Below are 20,930 nucleotides of genomic sequence, written 5' to 3' on the forward strand. Positions count from 1 at the left end.
GCAGGTCACGCATTTTGCCGAATCAGCGCCGCTTGGGGTTATTCGACCAACGACCAGTCCAGTGGTGTTCCACGCTTGATGGCCTGACGGGCACGGCGTCCCAGGAGGCTTTGCGCATGCTTGGGCGCCAGCCCGAGTCCCGGACGGATGGCGCGCAGGTTTGTCACATCGAAGGGCTCACCGGCCGCCATATCCTGGGCGACATACAACGACCGACGGTACACCAGGGATTGCCGCTCGGCCTCGGTGGCACCGTAATGTACTTGCCCCATGGCTTGCCAGGCGCGCTCGGTTTCAATCACCAGGCTGGCCAGTTCAGCCGGCTCCAGCGAGAAACTGGCGTCGACGCCACCGGCCGCGCGCTCGAGGGTGAAATGCTTTTCCACCACCGTTGCACCCAGTGCCACCGCCGCCACGGACACACCGACGCCCATGGAGTGATCGGACAGCCCCACCTGGCAATCAAACAATTGGCGCAGATGGGCAATCGTCCTCAGGTTGCTGTTCACCGGTGATGCCGGATAGGTGCTGGTGCACTTGAGCAGCACCAGGTCCTTGCACCCGGCCTCGCGGGCGGCGCGCACGGTTTCATCGAGTTCGGCGATGCTGGCCATGCCGGTGGAAATGATCAGCGGCTTGCCCGTCGCGGCGACCCGGCGGATCAGCGGCAGGTCAGTGTTTTCGAAACTGGCGATCTTGTAGGCCGGCACGTCGAGGCTTTCGAGGAAGTCCACGGCGCTCTCATCGAAGGGCGTGGAGAACGCCAGCAGCCCCAGCTCCCGGGCGCGAGCGAAAATCGGCGCGTGCCATTCCCAGGGCGTGTGGGCCTTTTCATACAAGGCGTACAGCGAAGTACCGGCCCACAGGCTGTTGGGGTCCTCGATGAAGAACTCGCCTTCGGCCAGGTCCAGGGTCATGGTGTCCGCGGTGTAGGTCTGCAGCTTCAGCGCGTGGGCACCGGCCCTGGCCGCGGCCTCGACGATTTGCAGCGCCATGTCCAGGGACTGGTTATGGTTGCCGCTCATTTCGGCAATGATGAAGGGCGGCGCATCGGCGCCGATCAGGCGCTCGCCAATCTTGAAGCTATTCATCTGCGTGATCCTTCAATACGCGCGTGAACGCGCAGGCACTCTGGGTAAAACCGGCTTCGCGAAAGACGTTCAGCGACGGCAGGTTAGCGGGCAATACCTGGGCGGTGAGCGACTCCAGTTCTGGCCAATGGGTCCTCACGAAGGCTTCTCCACGGGCCAGCAGCGCCCTGCCCCACCCCAGGCCGAACCGCCCTTCGAACAGATAAAGCGACACCTCGGCGCTAAAGCCACGCCTGTCATAACGCAGCACACCGACCGGACCGTCATCCGCCTCGGCAATCAGCAACAACCGCCGGGGATTGCTCAGGCTTGCAACCAGCCAGTTCTGATGCGCAGGCCATTCGACCATGCCGGTCTCCAGCGACCAGCGGCGCACGGCCTCGGTGTTGCGCCCGTCGAACAGCAATTGCGCATCATCCAGGGTCGCCGGGCGCATCCTCAGCACCGCGCCGGCCAGTGCGGTCGCCACCCGCTGCGCACCCCGGCCATCGACAAGTTGTCGCGACTGCCGTGCCATGCTCTGGCGTAACCCCTGGTTACCCGCGACAAAGCCGATGGCCAGGCGCAGTTGCTCGACACTGACGTGCTCGCGGGCGCCCATGAACACATGGGCGCCCGCCGCCGCCATGACCTCGCCATTGGCCTGCTGGTTGTTCGACACGGCAATGCAAATCGTCGGCAGCCCCATGGCCGCCCGTTCCCAACTGGTGCCGCCACCCGCCCCGACAAACAGGTCGGCTTCGGTCATCAATCGATAAAAGTCGCTGACAAAACTGTGCAGGCGCCAGTGCGGGCGACTGGCCGCCAGTGCCTGCATCTGCGCCCAGGCCGGATTACCGGCACCGGCGACAAAATCGACTTCCAGCTCGGGAAAATCCGCCAGCGCCAGCATCGCATGATGGGTCTGCATGGCCGCGTCGAACCCGCCGAAATTCACCAGTACACGTTTGGCCAGAGGCTTGATTTCAATGGCCGGGCAACGGAACTCGTCGCGCAGCATGGCAAACCGGGGGCCGAACAATGTCCGGCAGCCTGGCGCCAGCAACGACGTATAGGCCTCTGGCGTACCCGAGAGGTTCTGGTTCAGCAGCAAATCGGCGCTGTAGGTCCGCGTGGCGAGGTCATCCACCACGGCGATCCGTGGCGCCCAGCGCCGCGCGGCCGTCTGCCAGTGATGATCGAGGCCGTAGTGGTCGACAATGATCCAGTCAAACGCCGGCTGGTGTTCCAGCAATGGCTCGAGCGCGTCAATGTCTGCCTGCCATGGCAGCATGGATTCGATGGCTTGCTGCGGGTCTTCATCACTGTAGCGCTCGGGCAACTCGAAGGTTTCGAAACCTTCGGCCCGCAGTGCCTCCAGTCGATGCCCCGGTAACAGGCGACAGGCGAACGCCACGTGACTGCCCTGCCGGCGCAATTCGCGGGCCAGGCACAGGCAGCGCGCGATATGGCCGCTGCCGATGGTTGGCGAAGCGTCGGAGCGGATCAGCACCCTCATTGCAGCTCACCTGCGGCCTTCAACGCGGCATACAGGTACTCCGCGCGTGTCCAGTCCTGCGGTGTATCGATGTCCTGCACCAGATGACGCGGCAGGATGACCGGCAGGCTGTACGGCGAATACAGTACCTCGCCACGCAACCAGGCACCGCTGCGCCCCCAGTAGAACTGCCCGGCATCCTGATAGGCGATCGACAGATCCTGGGAGCGGGTATCACGGTACTGCGGATACAGCGCCGTCAATGCGCCCTGATCATCAAGGGTCAGGGCACGCTGAACCGGGAAGCCGAAGTCGCACACCGAGAAGGCGAAAGACTTGTCGGGATGCTGCTCCAGCAGGCTCAGCCCCTGGACAAGAAATCGCGATTGCAGCAACGGCGCAGTCGCATAGATGCAGCAGGCGTGAGCAAACTCGTCGCCCTGTTCGCGCAAGGCTTGCAGGGCATGGGCGATCACCGCCGCGGTCCCGGTGAAGTCGTCGGCCAGTGCCGCCGGGCGCATGAAGGGCACCTGGGCGCCGCAGTCCCGCGCCAGCCCGGCGATTTCCTCGTCGTCGGTACTGACCACCACCCGGGAAAACAACCCGGACTCCAGGGCGACCCGGATCGAGCGGGCAATCATCGGCACACCGGCGAACGGCTTGAGGTTCTTGCGGGGTATGCGTTTGCTGCCACCGCGCGCCGGGATGATGGCAACGTTGTTCAACGGCGTTTTTCCAGGACAAACCAGGTGATGTCATCCACCGGGAATTGCGGATCGCGGTGGTAGCCGAAACCGTAGTCGAGCAGTTGCAGGTCGTCATAGCGATCAAGCATTTCACCGGCGAAATCGCGCTTGAACAACTTGCCGCTGTTGCCGCGATACGGGACCTCCACCGGTGCCGGGTTGTAGTACTCGGCGATCAGTATGTAGCGCTGGCTCAGCTCGTACAGTTGCGCGTAGGCGGCCGGCAACAACTCAGGTGCCAGGTGAATCAGCACGCCTTTGCTCAAGGTCAGGTCGAAGGTGCGTTCGCGAGGAAAATCGAACAGCGAACCCTGCCAGATGTTCGCGATACCCAAGGCCCGGGCAGCGGCACAGGCACTGGCGTTGATTTCCACGCCGAACAATTCGCAACGGGGCAACAGCTGATGCAATGCCTGCAGGTTGTTGCCGGCATTGGTGCCCAGCTCCAACAGGCTGTCGATGCGCCCGACCCGTGTCAATGCCTTGGCAAACAACGCCAGGTTCGCGGCCACCAGCGGCTGCCCGACATTGCGATCGACATACTGGTTGCCGAATTCGCCCTGCCAGAAAGCTTCCTGCTCGGTCAGTTCACGCATCACACATTTCCCACCCGCCGCAATGGCTGGATTATTTCGATCAACTGCCGCATCTGTTCGACCACATAGTCCTGTTCCTCATCGCTGAGCAACGGGTACAACGGCAGGCTGATGGCTTCGGCGTAGTAACGTTCGGCCTGCGGAAAATCACCTTCGGCAAATCCGAGATCACGATAGTAAGGCTGCAAATGTACGGGAATGTAGTGCAGGTTCACACCGACCCCGGCTGCCCGCAATCCTTCGAACACCTCGCGATGAGTCAGAGCGATCTGATCGAGTTGCAGGCGTACCACATACAGGTGCCATGACGACTCGGCCTCAGCCTGCGCACCGGGCAGGGTCAGCGGCAGATACGCCAGCAGGCGCTCATAACGCGCCGCCAGTTCACGCCGACGCTCGATGAACTCATCCAGTTTGTTCAACTGCGACAAACCAAGGGCTGCCTGCAGGTCGGTGATGCGGTAATTGAACCCCAGTTCCACCTGCTCGTAATACCAGGGGCCGTGGCTCGGTCCGGTCATTTGCTGCGGATCCCGGGTCATGCCGTGGCTGCGCAGGCGTTGCAAACGCTCGGCGAGTTCAGGGCTGTTGGTCATCACCATGCCACCCTCGGCACTGGTGATGATCTTCACCGGATGGAAGCTGAACACGGTCATCGCGGCAAACTCGCCGCAACCCACCGGGCGCCCGGCATAGGACGCACCGGCGGCATGGGCCGCGTCCTCGATCACGGTAATGCCGTATCGCCGGGCCAGTGCGGCAATCCTGCGCATGTCGCAGCTCTGCCCCGAGAACGCCACGGCCACCAGCACCTTCGGCAGCCTGCCTTCACGCTCGGCGCGCTCCAGCTTGACGGCCAGCGCACCGGCATCGAGGTTCCAGGTCAGTGGGTCGATATCGACAAAATCCACCTCGGCACCGCAATAGCGACCACAGTTTGCCGAGGCGAGAAAGGTGTTCGGTGTCGTCCACAGCCAATCGCCCGGGCCGAGACCCGCCGCCAGGCAAGCGATGTGCAGGGCCGCCGTGGCATTGCACACCGCCACGGCAAAATCCGCCTCGCAGCGTTCGGCCATCGCCCGCTCAAAGCGCTCGATGGTCGGCCCCTGGGTCAGCCAGTCAGACTGCAATACACCGACCACGGCGTCGATGTCCGCCTGATCAAGGCTTTGCCGAGCGTATGGAATCATGCTGATATCCAGGCATGGGCGAGCTTGCCCGGCAAGCGACGGACGAAATGACGCCCGAACGAACCGGTGCCGCCTGAGATGAAAATCGATTTTCCGTTGAACATGCCTTGAATCCTTATTCCTGTTCGCCGGGCCTACCCGAGCATCTGCGCCCAGTTCACCGAAGCACTTTCGCCCAGGGCAAAGCCTTTGCCGCTCAAGGCCAGGTTGGCGTTATAGGCCTGATCCTGTGCAAAGGCTGCCGCCCACTTGTCACGCAGCGCGTCGAGGACCAGCGGCGCCTGTGGCACCTCCCCCGAATGAATGACCTGTACCAGCGGCGTCCACACGGTGAGGTAACCGGCCTGACCGGCCCTGAGGCACAGATCGACGTCGCTCAAGCCATCGGCGAAGGTCACGCTGTCCAGCCCTTCCAGGTCGTCGAACAACGCTTTGCGCACCATCAGGCACACCTTCGACACCGCCGAGTAGTTCTGCTCCAGCGCCAGGCGGTGCAGGTAACCTGCGGCGTCGTGTTTTTCACCGACAAAGGCTGAGCCCACACCGCCGTTCATGCCAAGGATCAGGCCGGCCTGGGTGACCTTGCCGTCGCGGTCGATCAACTTGGGGCCGACCACGCCGACTTCCGGACGCTGGGCGTGATTGAGCAGCGACTCAAGCCAGTTCGGGTTGACCACTTCACTGTCGGCGGCCAACAGCACCAGGTACTCGCCCTGCGCCTGCTGGCTGGCCGCGTTGTACAATGCCGCGTCGCCCAGGGTCTGGCCGGCACGCAGCACGCTGACTTTCGGATGCTGGTAGGTGCCCAGCCAATCGTTGACCTCGGCCGACTGGTTCGGGTTGAGCGCTATCAGCACTTCGTACTGGATGTAGCGGGTACGCAGCAACACCGCCTGCAGGCACTGTTGCAGCGCCGAAAGATTGTCCCCGGCCGGTACGATGATCGACACCAGCGGGCGTTCGGTGTGGCGGTAATCGATCTGCCAGGTGCCAGGCACCGTCGAAGTGATCTTGGCCTTGTAGCCACGATTGCCCAGGTGACGCAACAACGCAAGGCGCTCATCGGCGTTTTCTTCCAGGACCGGCGCCCGGGTAATCACCAGCGGCTCATCCAGGTGGGCCAGGCCGTTGAGGCCGCCCTGCTCGATGATGCGCAGCAGCAAGTCGAATTCCAGGGCCTTGCTGAAGTCAGGCTGGTAGCCACCGACTTCAATGAACACTTCCCGACGGATCAGCCAGTGACGCGCCATCAGGGCCGGCAGGCTTTGCAGCAAATCAAGATTGAAGCCAGGGCGGAATACGTCCACCAGGGCGCCTTCCGGAGTGCGCTGGATTTCGTCGGTGGCGACGGCGCGGCAGTCCGCGGCAGACAGCAGCTCCAGGCTGGCGCGCAACAGGCCACCGGCGGTGAACTCGTCGCCGGCTTCAGCCAGCAGCAGCCAATCGCAGGTCGACTGGCGAGCACTCAGGTTCAGTTTGTCGACATAGTTGCTTGGCGTGACCCGGACAAAGTGCAGGGTGTTCTGCGCCGTGGTCGCCGCCGGTGCTTCACCGGTGGTGAAGACCACAATCCTGAACGCCTTGCCGTGACCTTCGAGCAGGCTGTCGAGAGAGACTTGCAGCTTGTCGATATCGTTATCCAGGTCCAGCAGGAAGATCCCGAACTGCGGACCACCGTCGTTGGCCGCCAGGTGCCGGGCGATCGACTCGGCCTCAAGTGCATCGGGCTGACGCGGTGCAAGCCACTTGAGCAAACGACCGGACAGCATCTTGTCGAACGTCGCGCCATTGCCCTCGACCGACACGGCTTCCAGACGTGCCGCCCAGTCGCGCAGGGGCTGCGCCTCTTCGTCTTCGCCCAGCAGCTCCAGCTGTGCCGCCAGGCGCTTGACCACCACGCGATTGAACACGTTGCTGTCGTGGGCTTGCCACAAACGATCGACCACACTTTCCGGCGTGTCATTGTTACGTGCCAGCATCAGGCTTTGCTGACGGGTCCAGACACCTTCCAGGCCTTGCAACTGAACGCGACCGGCCGGCATGGCATGCAGCAGGAATTCGAACTGGGTCAACTGATCGAAAAACGCCTGGTTGTAGAACGGCATTTCGACGTATTGCTTGGGACCGAAACGGCGCACTGGGCCTGTCTCGACGCTCGTCCAGGCGGACTCGAAAATCAGCTCGGTGGTCAATGCGCGACCGGTGCGCAAGCTGTCGGCCAGGGCTTCGAAGCTTTGCAGCGCGAACTGCCTGCCTTGCTCCGGGTCGACACCTTGAACCTGGGTCGGCAACCCGAAGAGGAACGCGGCAAAGGCTTCACGCTCGGCGACCGTCTTCGCATCGGTATGAGCCAGCGTGTGGAAGATCTCGGTGTTGTGATCCGAGTACCCGTAGTTCATCTCACGTACGACATACGGGATCGGCAGGATCCGCGCCTTGCCCCGTGCCAGCATGTAATGGGTGTGACCGATTTCCTGCCATTGGAAGGACGTATCGTGAGGCATGACCTGATACCAGTCACGAACCAGGTCGGTGCGCTGCACGGCATAGAAAGGCGGGAGGTACTGGTGCATGTAATCGAGTACGCGTTCCTCGGCGTGCTCGGAGCAGTAGTCTTCGCAGACCTTCTTGTCACGCCGGAAGTAGCTGACGCTGTTGGGTTGCGACAGGTACATCATGCTGTAGCCGTGGCACAGGCCGTAATCGGGATTGTCCTGCATGAATGCCACGGCTGCGCGCAGGGCGTCGTGCACATGGAAGTCATCGTCGGCAGCGAACACCATGAACGGTGTGGTCACCTGTTCCACGCCATGGGCCAGCTTGGCACGAACCCCCCAGTAGCCAAACTGCGGGACATGCTGGTAATCCACATTCTCGAACTGCCCGGCCAGGCCCGGCTGACCTTCAGTCGAAGAATCCAGCACCAGAATCCTGCAAGGCAAGCCGCTGTAGAAACGTGCCGCCCGACGCAAAAATGCCGGCCGCTCGTGAGACATCAGCACCACGGTCAACTGTTCGTTGAGTGCCAACCCGTGTTCAGAATTGTTCTTGCCTTGCATACATTTCCCCACAACGGCGAATCGCCGAAAAAACCCAACGATGTCTTGTCGATTACCGCACGCGACGCAGATAGCCATCCGGCGCGACGGTGATCAGCAGCTTGCTGTGAATGGCCTGGTCGATTTCAAAATCACGGTTTTCTTCCAGGTAGGCCCATACCGCGGTCTTCGGGTTGTCGCCCTTGCCCCACGGGCGGTCCGGGAAGGCATCTTCGGGCATGTCCTCAACCACGGTATCCATCACCACGCAGTAGCTGCCCACCGAGGTCATCGGCGCATAGGCCCGCAGCTCTTCCAGCACGTGTTCGTGGGTGTGGTTGGAGTCCAGCACCACCAGCACCTTCTTGCCTTCGACGCGCTGGCGAACCTGATCGACGATCGCAGGATCGATGCTCGAACCCTGGATCATCTGGATCCGCTTGCTCATCGGGTGCGCTTCGATGGCCTCACGGTTGTGCTGGCGGATATCGATGTCGACGCCCAGCACTTCGCCATGGCCGATCAGTTCCAGCATCGAGGCGTAAAACACCAGCGAGCCGCCGTGGGCGATACCGGTCTCGACGATGATGTCCGGACGCAGCGACCAGATGATCTCCTGCATGGCGACCATGTCCTGGGGAAACTGGATGATCGGGCGGCCCATCCAGCTGAAGTTGTAGGTGTACTTGTGCCGGGCGGTCGTGCCAACCCAGTCCAGCGACGTGGCTTGCAATGCCTTGTCCTGTTGCAGGCCTTCGATGTTCTCTTTTACTTCTTCACGAAACTGCTCATGAGGATTCATTACAGACTCTCCGGAAATTAGTCGCGGTGGTTACTTGAAAACCCGACCGTCTTGAAAGGAAACAGGATTGGTCTTGATGGTCCTGGCGGGATTGCCCGCCACAACCGCATAGTCTGGAACGTCCCTGGTCACCACGGCGCCCGCACCGATGGTGACCCAACAGCCGATGCGCAAGCGCGGCAGGATCGTCGCGTTGGTGCCGATGAAGGTGCCGTCACCGATCTCGACACAGCCGGCGATGCAGACACCCGGCGCCATGAACACCGAATGACCGATCTGCCCCTCATGCCCTACCACGCTGCCGGCGCTGATACTGGTGTTATCGCCCAGGCTGACTTGTGCCTGCATGATCACGCCCTCTTGCAGATACGTGCCGAGGCCCATCGTGATCATCGTCAGGTCGATGCCCGGGTGGATGAAGTTGCCCAAGGTGCCACCGGCCTCGACGATCTCGCAGGTGGTCCGATAGCGCAGCGCCGTGCTGCCGGTAATCAAATTGACAAAGCGTGTGTCGGGGCCCTTCAGCTCGGCCACCTTGTCGGTGCCACCCACCACCGGCACGCCATGAAACAGCGTGCCTTGCTTCGCCGGATCGTTATCGAGAAAGGCGAACTGCACCTGCGGCTGGCTGCGTTGCAGGGTGAGGATCATCCGTACCGCTTCAGGATTGGCCGCCCCCAGCAGGTAAACCTTCATAGCCGCGTCCTTTTGAGTACCAGCGCACGCAGCACCTCGATGACCCGGTGCTGATCGTCATCGGTCATGTCGTGGTAGCTCGGCAGATTGATCGCGCGCTCCGGCAGCGAATGCGCCACGGGCGAGTCGGCCGTCAGCTCGCTGAACATCGGCAAGGACGACAGCGGCCAGAAGAACACCCGCGCGTCGATATCGGCGGCCTGGAAGGCGGCGATCAACATGTCCCGCGTAATCCCCAACTCGCGGTCAAAAACCACGGTGGGCATCCAGTAACCGTTGCGCGAATGCTCCGGCTCGGGGTTCATGGACAGGCCCGGCAAGCAAGCCAAGGCGTCGGCGTAATGGGCGAAGATCGCTCGCTTGCGCTGGATCAGCTCGTCGATCCGCTCGACCTGCGCGCAACCGACGGCGGCTTGCAGGTTGCTCATCTTGTATTTGAAGCCGAGGAAATCCGGCCAGAACTGTTTGCTGCTGCCCGCCACCCGGCCATGGTTGGACAGGGTCAGTACGCGCTCATACAGGGCCTTGTCCGACGTCACGAAGATGCCGCCTTCGCCGGTGGTCATGGTCTTGGTGCCGTGGAAGGAAAACGCGCCGAATGCGCCCAGCGAACCGGCCGCCTGACCGCGCCACTGCGAACCGATTGCCTCGGCGGCGTCTTCGATGACCGGCAGGCCAAACTCGCGACCGATCGCCAGCAAGGCATCCATGTCGCAGAGATTGCCGTAGAGGTGCACCGCCAGAATCGCCTTGGTTCGCGGGGTAATTGCCTGTCGAACCTGCTGCGGGTCGAGGCACCAGCTGCCTGCCAGCACGTCGACGAACACCGGTGTCGCCCCCAGATAGGTGATGGGCGCGGCCGAGGCGATCCAGTTGGTATCGGCAAGGATCACTTCATCGCCGGCCCCGATGCCCAGCGCCGCCATGCCCATGTGCAGCGCGCCGGTGCAACTGGACGTTGCGATCGCGTACGTCGCACCCAGGTGCTCGGCAAAGGACTTTTCGAAGCGCGTCAGGTATTCGTAGCAGCGCTCTCCCCAACCATGGCGCACGGCATCGAGTACATAGTCGGCTTCCAGCTCACCGACACTGGGCTTGGTGTAATGAATTCGGCTCATCGAATGATCAACTCGGGAATGGCAATGACAAAACGACCGTCCCATGCACGAATGCCGGCAAAGGCCTGGGTGATCTCATCCAGCAGGTTCCACGGCAGCACCAACACGTAGTCCGGTTTTTCGATGTCGATCCGTGCAGGCGACACGATCGGAATGCGGCTGCCAGGCAGGTACTTGCCTTGCTTGTGCGGGTTGGCATCGGCCACCCAGGCGAGCAGGTCCGGCTTGACCCCGGCGTAATTGAGCAGGGTGTTGCCCTTGGCCGCGGCGCCGTAGCCGACCACGCGCTTGCCTTCGGCCCTGGCCTGCAACAAGAAGCGCAGCAGGTCATGCTTGATGCGCTCGGCGGCGGGCGCCAGGGTCGTGTAGTACTCCGGGGTTTTCACACCGGCAGCGAGTTCGGCCTGCAGCTGTTGCCGGACCGCCGGCTGCACTTCGCGACGCTCGCCGTCCAGGCGCTGGACAAACACCCGCAGCGAACCGCCATGGGTCGAGAGCTGGCTGACGTCGAACACCTGCAGGCCATTGCGCTCGCACAACGTCTGCACGGCAGTCAGCGACAGGTAGGAATAATGCTCGTGGTACAGCGTGTCGAACTGCTGGCCGGCCATCAGGGTCAGCAACTGCGGGAATTCGAAGGTCGCCACGCCCGTCGGCTTGAGCAGGGTCGCAAAGCCACCGAGAAAATCATTGATGTCCGGGACATGGGCCAACACGTTGTTGGCGGCCATCAGGTCGGCGCCCCAGCCTTCGCTTTTCAACTGCGCGGCGGTGTCGCGACCGAAAAACAGTTCACGAATCTCCAGGCCTTTTTCCCGCGCCGCCTGCGCGGTGCTGCGGGTCGGCTCGACGCCCAGGCAAGGGATGCCGCGCCCGGCCACGTACTGCAACAGGTAACCGTCGTTGGCCGCGACTTCCACCACTCGGCTGTCGGCGCTCAGGCCGAAACGCTCGACCATCTCGGCCACATAACGCTCGGCATGGGCCAGCCAGGTGCTGGAGAACGAACTGAAATAGGCGTACTCGGCATCGAACAGGCTGTCGGCGCTGGTGTAATCCTCGGTTTGCACCAGCCAGCATTGCTGGCACACGGCAACCTTCAACGGCACCCATTGTTCGGCCTGTTCCAGCTGGTCGACACGCACGTAGGCGTTGGACGGCGGCGAGGTGCCCAGGTCGATCAGCGGCAGGGTCAGCGCAGCGGCGCAACCACGGCAGTTCATAGACGCACTCCGGCGAAGTGTTCATCGAGCGCCGGATGACTGGCATCGCGCACCGACAGATTATTGACAGGCAACGGCCAGGCAATGGCCAGCCGTGGATCGAGCACCGACAAACCGCCCTCGTGCTCTGGCGTGTAGTCGTTGCTGTGCAGGTAAAGCAGCTCGGCGTCGGCGCTCAGGGTCTGGAAGCCATGGGCGAACCCCGCCGGAATCAACAGGCTGCGGCCATCACCGGCACGCAGGTGTTCGGCGTGCCAGTGCAGGAAGGTCTCGGAGTCGGGACGCAAATCCACCGCGACATCCCAGACTTCACCGCGCAGGCAAGTGATCAACTTGGCCTCCGGCGCACGGGCATTCTGGTAATGCAGGCCACGCACGCTGCCGCGTTCGCGGGTGCAGGAGTGATTGATCTGGCGGATGTGAAACGCCTGGCCAAACGCACTGAGACTGCCCTCGCAAAACAACCGGGAAAAGTGCCCGCGCTCGTCCTCGAAGCGTTTGTGCTGCACGCTGAACAAACCGCTCAGCGGCAACGCCTTCAGCAGAAATTCACTCACAGCACGCCTCGGTACAGGTCCAGTTGCGCCAGGCTGATGTCGCGCATGTCATCGCCGTTCTGCCACGCCAGATGCCAATCCAGGGTCTGGGTCAGGCACTGCTGCAATGACCAGCGCGGTTGCCAGCCGAGCAATTGACGGGCGCGGCTGCTGTCCAGGCGCAACAGGCCGGCCTCATGCATATCGCTCGGTTCGATGCGCAGCCCGCGCGCCTGCGGCCAGCGGCTGGCGAGCAGTTGGACCACTTCACCGACGCTGCACATGTCCGCTTCACCGGGACCGAAGTTCCACGCCCCGGCGAATTGCGGGCCTTGCTCAAACAGGCCGGCAGCCAGTTGCAGGTAGCCGGCCAGCGGTTCCAGCGCGTGTTGCCACGGGCGCACCGCCTGGGGATAGCGCAAGGTCACCGGTTCATTCGCCGACCAGGCCCGCAGCACGTCGGGAATCAATCGCTCCGGGGCGAAATCACCACCGCCGAGCACGTTGCCGGCGCGGGCCGTGGCCAACGCCAGACCATGTTCGGCGTGCTTTTCAGGCGCAAAGAACGAGGCCGCATAGGATTGCGCGAGCAGTTCGCAGCAAGCCTTGCTGCTGCTGTAGGGGTCGTGACCGCCCAACGCTTCGTTTTCGCGATACGGCCACAGCCATTCCTGATTGGCGTAGACCTTGTCGGTGGTCACCAGCACGCAGGCGCGCACGCCACCCACCTGACGGATCGCTTCAAGCAGGTTGAGGGTGCCCATGACGTTGCTGGAATAGGTGCCCAACGGGTCGCGATAACCTTCGCGCACCAGCGGCTGCGCCGCCAGGTGCAGGACGATTTCCGGCCGGGTTTCAGCGATCAGTTCCAGCAAGGCCCCGAGGTCGCGCAGGTCACCGCGCTGATCATTGATGCCTTCGTGAACGCGGGCCAGTTCGAACAGGCTCGGCTCGGTGGACGGGTCGAGGGAAAACCCGCTGACTTCGGCACCCAGGCTTTGCAGCCACAACGTCAGCCAACTGCCCTTGAACCCGGTGTGACCGGTGACCAGTACCCGCTTGCCGCGCCAGAATTGCGAGCTCAGTCCCATTGCTTCCATGGGGCCTCCCCGCTCTGCCACAACGCCTCGAGGTGGTTCTTGTCACGCAGGGTGTCCATCGGCTGCCAGAAACCGTCGTGCTGGAACGCCATGAGCTCGCCGCGCTCGGCCAGGCCATCGAGCGGGCCGGACTCCCACGAAGTTTCGTCGCCTTCGATCAACGGCAGGACCTTGGGCGAGAGCACGAAGAACCCGCCATTGATCCAGCCACCGTCGCCGCGAGGCTTTTCGGTGAAACCCAGGACGGTGTCGCCATCGCGATTGAGCGCACCGTAGCGGCCGGGTGGCTGTACTGCGGTGACGGTCGCCAGTTTTCCGTGCTTGAGATGGAAATCGACCAGCGCACCGATATTGAGGTCCGACACGCCGTCGCCATAGGTGAAGCAGAACGCCTGTTCGTCTTCGAGGTAGCGGCGGGCACGACGCAACCGGCCGCCGGTCATGGTCTCCTCACCGGTGTCGATCAGCGTGACGCGCCATGGCTCGCTGTAGTTCTGGTGAACATCCATGCGGTTGTTGCGCATGTCGAACGTGACGTCGGAGGTGTGCAGGAAATAGTTGGCGAAGAAGTCCTTGATCGCATAGCCCTTGTAGCCAAGGCAGATCACGAAGTCGTGGATCCCATGGGCGGAATACTGTTTCATGATGTGCCAGAGAATTGGCTTGCCACCGACCTCGATCATCGGCTTTGGCTTGAGGTGCGACTCCTCGCTGATCCGCGTACCCAGGCCACCCGCCAAAATAACTGCCTTCATCCCCTTTCCCTCTTGTTCGTCACAGGGCTCAGCCAAGCTGTATCAAGCTTTTGCGGGCCATCTGGGTTAAACCTGCCGCCGTTCATGGCACGTCCGGGCTCACCGGAAGTGCTCGTTTTATGGCGATATAAGGGGGACTTGCAGGAAACGCGCCAGCTCTTTCAATCCGCTATCGGGGAAAGCGCAGCGGGCAACCTCAACGGTAATCGCGAAGTCTGACGCAAAAAATAGGTTCTTCTCGGATTGTCGGGAAAGTTTTTTTGCTCTGTAGCTGTGAGTGCTGCGAGCTTATCCATTTGCCAGGGTGGCGCTGAATCACCTTTGCGCCCTTACGGCGCCTTACTTTTTTCAGTCGAAAAAAAAGTAAGCAAAAATTCTTGCCCCACCAGGGGCCCTACGCTGCGCTTCGGGTTCCCTCGCTCCGGTGTCGCTACGGGGTATCGCGGCCTCCGAGTTGCAAGCAACTCTACATCTCGCGACTTCGGCTACGCCGAAGGTGCTGACGCACTCCCCCCCTACGCAACACCTCCACTCGGCCCTTCTGGTTAACGGGGCATTTAGATCAAAAGCCAAAGCCAAAGCAAAGCCCAGAGCCCAGAGCCCACAGACCCACCGCGTTCCAAAAGCAAGAGCGCAGCGAATTGTGCTTTTGATCTTGATCCACCCGCCCCTTCGGAAGGCTGAGTGGAGGCGTTCATCCGGGGATGGGCGCGCAGCGCCGTGCGGCGAAGTCGCACACATTGCAGGGAGGTGCAGCGAAGCAAACCGTAGAGCAATGCCCCCGGATGAATGCCGGAGCGAAGGAACCCCGAGCCTTGGCGAGGGGCCGGACGCCGGGGCGAGAATTTTTGCTTACTTTTTTTTCGACTGAAAAAAGTAAGGCGCCGTAAGGGCGCAAAGGTGATTCAGCGCCACCCTGGCAAATGGATAAGCTCGCAGCACTCACAGCTACAGAGCAAAAAAACTTTCCCGACAATCCGAGAAGAACCTATTTTTTGCGTCAGACTTCGCGATTACCGTTGAGGTTGCCCGCTGCGCTTTCCCCGATAGCGGATTGAAAGAGCTGGCGCGTTTCCTGCAAGTCCCCCTTATATCGCCATAAAACGAGCACTTCCGGTGAGCCCGGACGTGCCATGAACGGCGGCAGGTTTAACCCAGATGGCCCGCAAAAGCTTGATACAGCTTGGCTGAGCCCTGTGACGAACAAGAGGGAAAGGGGNCAAAAAAAAGGCAGGCGACTCAACGTCGCCTGCCTGGCCGGGATGGATGCGCGAACGGTCAGTCCGCCAGCCAGCCATTTTCCCAGTAGCGCAAATTGTCGCCGCGCAGCACATAGTCACGCAGCACGATCTCGCGCAACTCATCGCCCATGCGATAGCTGGCATCCGGATCGGACAGGTGCATGCGGATCGCCTGCAGCCACTCATCCGTGGAGTTGGTCTTGATCCGGGTGCACGGCAGGTAGCCGCGATAGGCCTCGGTGTCGGTGCAGATCACCGGGTATCCGCAAGCGCCATACTCCAGCAGCCGCAGGTTGCTCTTGCAGTCGTTGAAGATGTGGAACTCCAACGGCGCCAAGGCCAGGTCCAGGTTCAGGCTGGCCAACTTGGCCGGGTAGACATCCAGCCCGATCACCCCATGAAACTCGTGCATGTACGGGCGCAGATCGTCCGGGCACATGCCGAAGAATACCCAGTCGACTTCATTGGCCAACTCGCGGACCACATCGGCGATGACCGCCAGGTCGCCGTGGTGGCTGGTGCCGCCACCCCAGCCGACCCGCGGTTTTTTCGACGTGCGGCGCTGACTGCGCAGGTCGGTCCACAAGTGCGACGCCAACATGTTGGGCACCACGCGAATGTCCTGATGCATGTCCGACAGTGCGTTGCCCAGCGGCTCGGTGGAGACCACCACGCGATCGCACATGCCGATGGCACGGCGGACCAGCTTCTCCATTTCGTCCTTGCCCGGCATGTTGCGGATATGCGCATTGCGGTGCGGAACGTTGATCACATAGTCATCGAGCTCGTAGATGCGTCGCGCACCGGAGTATTTCTGCAGGCTCGGGATTTCGTTGATCGGACCTTCGGAGTAGCGCCCCTGCAGGATGATCACGTCAGGCGAATGGCGCTCGACCTCGATGATGGTCGGCAGGTTGTAATGAATGCGACCCTGCGCCCTGCCGGCCGCCTCCAGCTCAATCAACGGTTGCGTGACCCGGTAATGGCCGATGGCTGAAGCATTGACCGGCAACGCGAGAATCTTCGGCAACTGCGCCTTGGAAAACGGGCTCCAGCCGGAGCGCAAGCCAGGTTCGAGGCTGAAGCTTGCCCCGCCCAATCCCTGCAATGCCAGGTTGGTGTTGTAGGCCGGATCACGGGCCACGATCGGCAGCCAGCGCTTGTAGAACACTTCCTGTTCCTGTTCGCTGCGGACCTGGTCACCTTCCTGCGCCACCACCGCCGGCTGCGCGCCCAACGCCAGTTGAGCGTGAGGTGTCCAGACCACCAGATAACCTTCCTGGCCGACGCGCAGACACAGGTCCACTTCGTTGAGGGACTGCGCCAGGCCCTGCTCATCCAGGCCACCGACTGCCTCAAAGACCGCCTTGCGCACCATCAGGCAATCGCCGCCGACGGCACTGAAATCGTGGGCGACCTGCAAGCGGTACATGTAGCCCGCTGCGTGCAGCATCTCGCCATGGAACGGCACGCCGGCCGGCCCTTGCAACCCGAGAATCAGCCCGGCATGCAGCACGCGGCCATCGGGGTTGAACAACTTGGCCCCCACCACGCCGACTTCCGGACGCTGGGCATGATTGAGCAATTCGCCCAGCCATTGGGCCTGGGTGATCACCGTGTAAGGGTTGAGCATCAGCACGTATTCGCCAGCTGCCTGCTGCACGGCAAAATTGCGCACCGCCGCCGCGTTGCCTTGCAGCTCGCAGCGCAACACCCGGATCCGGTCGCTGCCCAGTTGTGCCATGCCGGCGAACCATTCAAGGGCCTCGGCGCTCTCGCTGCCGTTGTCCACCAACAGCAACTCGTATTCGCCGTAGGCGGTTTTCTCCAGCAGGCTCTCGACACACCGTTGCAACGCCAGGGTCTGATCTTTACTGACGATTACGATCGACACAAGTGGCTGATCGGCATGGCGATAGTCGACCCGATTGAGCAGCTCCGAACTGCCCTGGCGAATGTCGTGGGCGACACCCAGGCGATTCAAGTGCGCCTCGAGCAGCCGCGGATTGGTGTCCACCACTTCCGGCAGCGACAGCCATTGGGTCAGGTCGAACGCCGACTCCAGCAGCACCTCCGAAACGTGTCCGACCACGTGCGTGCCGCTACGCTCGACCATGCGCCACAACACATCGTGTGGCGCCAGTTCACCGTATGCCGAATCGAATCCGCCCAGCGCCAGGAACTGTTCGCGCTCGAATGCCAGCGCTCGCCCTACGTAGGGATAGCTGCGCATGAGGTCCAGGTTGAAGTCCGGCTTGAATGCAGGCTCGGCCGACTCGCCCTGATGCAGCCCGCCTTCATCGCTGTACAGGCACGTCAGCGTGCGCGACAGCGCAATGCGTTCCGCCATGATCAACAAGGCCGGCGCCACCAGACGGTCACCGGCACGCAACAGATAGAACCAGCCAGTGCCTTCCAGTTGCGGCAACAGGGCGTTGATCTGCTGCTGCCAGTCGTCCTGCAACGGCAAGCGGAACACACGCTCGTCCAGTACCGCTTGCGTACAGGACGCCGACAGCACCAGCGTCAGTTCAGGGACGTAATCCTGATCTGCCAGCGATTGCAGAGTGAGTTCCAGCGCCGAACGACTGCCCTGCTCATCGATGATGACCGGAACGATTCTGGGTCTGGTCGGCCAGGCTTCCAGCGTATCCGCCAGCAGTTCGCGCTGACCGTCGGTGAGCGTGCGGCACGCCAGCCATTGGGCATACAGTTGCGCGAAACTGACACTGGCGATGCCGACATGCCAGTCCTGGGTCGTCTGTTTTGTACCCAGGGTCCGGCTCAGCGGCAACTCCTCCCAAACCCGCGGCGACTCGTCCACTTTGGTCAGTTGCACATAGCGCACCCAACCCTGGGCCGGTGCAGATTCGCCGCTGCGTGCCTTGAGCATCTGCGACAACCATTGCCGCTCGGTTTCGGCCGCGTCCTTCATCGCCTGCTGGCCGCTCAAACGCTCCGGGTACAGGCGCTCGACGCCGAGCACGTGATTGGACACCGCCAGATTGCCGCGCCGCATCAGGCAGACGTACAAGGCGAAATCGAGGGTCGCGACAAAGCAATGACCGGGCTGAGTCAGTGCCGGGAACAGTTCGAGCACGTCAGCCCGACGGAACATCGCATTGCTGAAGCCACCGAGGATGTTGACCGGGAAATTTTCGAAGATCGCCAGCAGGTCCTCGCCCTTGAACACCCCGCCCACCGGGGAAAGCGGGGTGTTTTCCAGGCGCGAAGGCAGCGGCATGTCGTCGGCGTCCCAGAGCAGCCGCTGGGCCACGACCAGATTGACATCGGGGCAGTCGATCAGCGCCTGGGCCTGACGCTCGATGCAGGCCGAGAACAACTGGTCATCATCACAAAGAAACTTGATGTACTCGCCCTGCGCCTGCTCCAGGCAAGCCTGCAGGTTACCCACCAGCCCCAGGGTTCGCGGATTTCGCACATAACGTACGGTCGCGCCCTGCTCAACCACCGAAGCCACGATGTCTTCGATTTCGGAACCGCGACTGTCATCGCAAACGATGACCTCCAGATTGCCGTAGCTCTGACTCACAGCCGTATGCAAGGCACGACCGAAGAAGCGTGGATTGAAGGCGGGAATGACCAGGCTGACAAGCGGGAGTGAATTCACGGCGGGCTCACAGGCGGCGCGAGCCCGCCCTGAAAAGCGAGCCCTTTGTTACCGCAAAAAAGACGATAAATACTGAAGGGGCAAGGCAACCGGGCGCCTGCGCGCCCGACCACCGTCAGATCTTGTTGAACAGGCCCAGCTGGGAAATCTTGCTGAATGCCAGCTGCGCCGCCTGCAGCATGGTCTGCTGCAAGGTCAGGCGAGTCATGACTTCGGCCGGGTCTGAATCGCGAATCGAAGACTGGCTCGCGGTGTTCGCCAGGGTCAGGCTCTCGTTGGTCGCGGTCTGGTTATCCAGCGCCTGGCCACGGGCACCGATCGTGGTAACGGCCGAGCCGATCTGGTTGGCCGCACTGTCGATGTTGCCCATTCCCGATTCCATGGCGCCCAGGAACTTCTGCTTGGCCGCAGGATTGCCATCGATCGGCGTGTTCAGTGCGGTGATCATCTGGCCCAGGGTGTCGAGCACGTTCTGGGTCTGATGGTTGTTGGACTGAATCACGAACTGGTCGCCGGACGCCGGGGCGCCACCGCCCAAGGCAAACGTCACGCCCGCCGCGGTGGCGTTGCCGCCCGAGACGGTGCCCGACGACACCGGCCGGCTGTCGGCAGTGATCGGTGCCGCATACAGGTCGAAGTTGGTCGCGCTGGTGAACTTGAGGATCGCCCCGCCCGACGGAAAGGCGTTGGTGTACGCCGTCGGGTTCGTCACGCTGGAACCGGTGATGACCGCAGTCGATGCGTTACCGGCGCCGCGCGAGGTGTTGAAGCTGTCCGAGGTCGAAGACAGATTGAAACTGTGACCGGCGATCACCGCGTCAGGGTTGGTATCAGTGGACTTGAGGTTGATGTTCAGCTTCAGGTCAACACCACGGAAACTGACCGTCTGGTTGGCGCCGTTGGAGTTGCTGATGACGCCATTCTGGCTGGCTTCGGCGGTCACGTCGTTACCCAGCGCGTCGGTGATCTTCAACTGGGTGCTGCTGAGGAAACTGACGGTGTACGGCTGGCCGCCGGAGAACTTCGCGTTGTAGGTAGAGCTGGTGCCGACCGTGCCGTTGGACAGCACCACGCGCCCGTCATCCACCGGCGGAGCGGTCATGGTGGTCTGGGTGCGACCGGTATTGATGGTCTGCTGGAACGCATCCCAGCCGGTGGTGTTGGTCCCGATCGTCATGCCATCGCCGATGCCCAGGTCGACGGTGGTCTGGTCGCCGTTGTAGCTGTAGGTGCCGTCCGAGTTCTGCGAGTAAGGCGCGGTGTCGGTTTTCGAACCGGAGAACAGGTAATTGCCGTTCGCGTCCTTGGAGTTCATCAGGCCCAGCACCTGTTGCTGGATCTGGCCCAGTTCCGAAGCATAGGCCTTGCGGTCCGCGTCGGTGGCAATGCCGTTGCTGGCGGCGAGGGCCAGTTCCTTGGCGCGCTGCAAAGCGGTGCCGATGGAACTGAGCGTAGTTTCCTGCAGGCTCAAGGCACTCTTGGTGCTCTGGATGTTGGTGTCGTACTGATCAAGCATCGCGCTCTGCTGACCCAGTTGCAGCAAACGACCGGCACCGATCGGATCATCGGCGGCGGTGTTGACGCGGGTCAGGCTGCTGGCTTCGTTGCTGGTGGCGATGGCCTTGTTGAAGTTGCGCTGGTAGTTCGCAGCGGTGATTTCGTAATACTGGGCGGTGGAAATGCGCATGAA

Annotated in this window: 15 protein-coding genes; all 15 read right to left on the reverse strand. The window is 62.1% G+C overall.

Annotated elements, in window-relative coordinates; genetic code table 11:
* Positions 1-38: 38 nt before the first annotated feature.
* Complete coding sequence (gene pseI / locus ACLD1X_RS19480) at positions 39-1,091, reverse strand: pseudaminic acid synthase (RefSeq protein ID WP_429370403.1); 1,053 nt, start codon at positions 1,089-1,091, stop codon at positions 39-41.
* Positions 1,084-2,589: a UDP-2,4-diacetamido-2,4,6-trideoxy-beta-L-altropyranose hydrolase gene (gene pseG, locus ACLD1X_RS19485; protein WP_429370405.1), complete on the reverse strand. Its 1,506-nt coding sequence runs from the start codon at positions 2,587-2,589 to the stop codon at positions 1,084-1,086. Before pseG ends, pseI begins: the two co-directional genes overlap by 8 nt.
* Complete coding sequence (pseF, locus tag ACLD1X_RS19490) at positions 2,586-3,293, reverse strand: pseudaminic acid cytidylyltransferase (protein ID WP_429370407.1); 708 nt, start codon at positions 3,291-3,293, stop codon at positions 2,586-2,588. Before pseF ends, pseG begins: the two co-directional genes overlap by 4 nt.
* Positions 3,290-3,910 carry a pseudaminic acid biosynthesis-associated methylase gene (locus ACLD1X_RS19495; protein ID WP_429370409.1) on the reverse strand — a complete coding sequence of 207 codons (621 nt, stop codon included), beginning with the start codon at positions 3,908-3,910 and terminating at the stop codon, positions 3,290-3,292. Before ACLD1X_RS19495 ends, pseF begins: the two co-directional genes overlap by 4 nt.
* On the reverse strand, positions 3,910-5,100 hold the full coding sequence (pseC, locus tag ACLD1X_RS19500) for a UDP-4-amino-4,6-dideoxy-N-acetyl-beta-L-altrosamine transaminase (protein WP_429370411.1): 1,191 nt from the start codon (positions 5,098-5,100) through the stop codon (positions 3,910-3,912). The genes ACLD1X_RS19495 and pseC overlap by 1 nt, the downstream gene beginning before the upstream one ends.
* Before the next feature lie 134 nt (positions 5,101-5,234).
* On the reverse strand, positions 5,235-8,159 hold the full coding sequence (locus tag ACLD1X_RS19505; RefSeq protein WP_429370413.1) for a TIGR00180 family glycosyltransferase: 2,925 nt from the start codon (positions 8,157-8,159) through the stop codon (positions 5,235-5,237).
* Positions 8,160-8,211: 52 nt separating this feature from the next.
* Positions 8,212-8,940, reverse strand: coding sequence for a cephalosporin hydroxylase family protein (locus ACLD1X_RS19510; RefSeq protein ID WP_429370415.1), 729 nt, complete (start codon positions 8,938-8,940; stop codon positions 8,212-8,214).
* A 30-nt stretch (positions 8,941-8,970) separates the two neighbouring features.
* Positions 8,971-9,636 (reverse strand): acetyltransferase, encoded by a 666-nt coding sequence (locus ACLD1X_RS19515; protein WP_429370417.1) that lies wholly within the window; start codon positions 9,634-9,636, stop codon positions 8,971-8,973.
* Positions 9,633-10,754 carry a DegT/DnrJ/EryC1/StrS family aminotransferase gene (locus ACLD1X_RS19520; protein ID WP_429370419.1) on the reverse strand — a complete coding sequence of 374 codons (1,122 nt, stop codon included), beginning with the start codon at positions 10,752-10,754 and terminating at the stop codon, positions 9,633-9,635. Before ACLD1X_RS19520 ends, ACLD1X_RS19515 begins: the two co-directional genes overlap by 4 nt.
* Complete coding sequence (locus ACLD1X_RS19525) at positions 10,751-11,977, reverse strand: methyltransferase domain-containing protein (protein ID WP_429370421.1); 1,227 nt, start codon at positions 11,975-11,977, stop codon at positions 10,751-10,753. The genes ACLD1X_RS19520 and ACLD1X_RS19525 overlap by 4 nt, the downstream gene beginning before the upstream one ends.
* The gene (locus tag ACLD1X_RS19530) at positions 11,974-12,534 is read right to left on the reverse strand and encodes a dTDP-4-dehydrorhamnose 3,5-epimerase family protein (RefSeq protein ID WP_429370423.1); all 561 of its coding nucleotides are present in this window, start codon (positions 12,532-12,534) and stop codon (positions 11,974-11,976) included. Before ACLD1X_RS19530 ends, ACLD1X_RS19525 begins: the two co-directional genes overlap by 4 nt.
* Positions 12,531-13,613: a CDP-glucose 4,6-dehydratase gene (gene rfbG / locus ACLD1X_RS19535; RefSeq protein WP_429370425.1), complete on the reverse strand. Its 1,083-nt coding sequence runs from the start codon at positions 13,611-13,613 to the stop codon at positions 12,531-12,533. The genes ACLD1X_RS19530 and rfbG overlap by 4 nt, the downstream gene beginning before the upstream one ends.
* Positions 13,595-14,368 carry a glucose-1-phosphate cytidylyltransferase gene (rfbF, locus tag ACLD1X_RS19540; RefSeq protein WP_429370427.1) on the reverse strand — a complete coding sequence of 258 codons (774 nt, stop codon included), beginning with the start codon at positions 14,366-14,368 and terminating at the stop codon, positions 13,595-13,597. The genes rfbG and rfbF overlap by 19 nt, the downstream gene beginning before the upstream one ends.
* Positions 14,369-15,646: 1,278 nt before the next feature.
* A complete protein-coding gene (locus ACLD1X_RS19545; protein ID WP_429370429.1) occupies positions 15,647-19,240 on the reverse strand; it encodes a glycosyltransferase in 3,594 nt (1,197 codons plus the stop codon).
* 115 nt (positions 19,241-19,355) lie between these two features.
* Positions 19,356-20,927, reverse strand: a complete 1,572-nt coding sequence (locus ACLD1X_RS19550; RefSeq protein WP_429370431.1) for a flagellar hook-associated protein 3 — start codon at positions 20,925-20,927, stop codon at positions 19,356-19,358.
* Positions 20,928-20,930 lie beyond the last annotated feature (3 nt).

The sequence above is a fragment of the Pseudomonas sp. 18173 genome, from assembly GCF_050432945.1.
In the GTDB taxonomy this organism is placed as follows: domain Bacteria; phylum Pseudomonadota; class Gammaproteobacteria; order Pseudomonadales; family Pseudomonadaceae; genus Aquipseudomonas.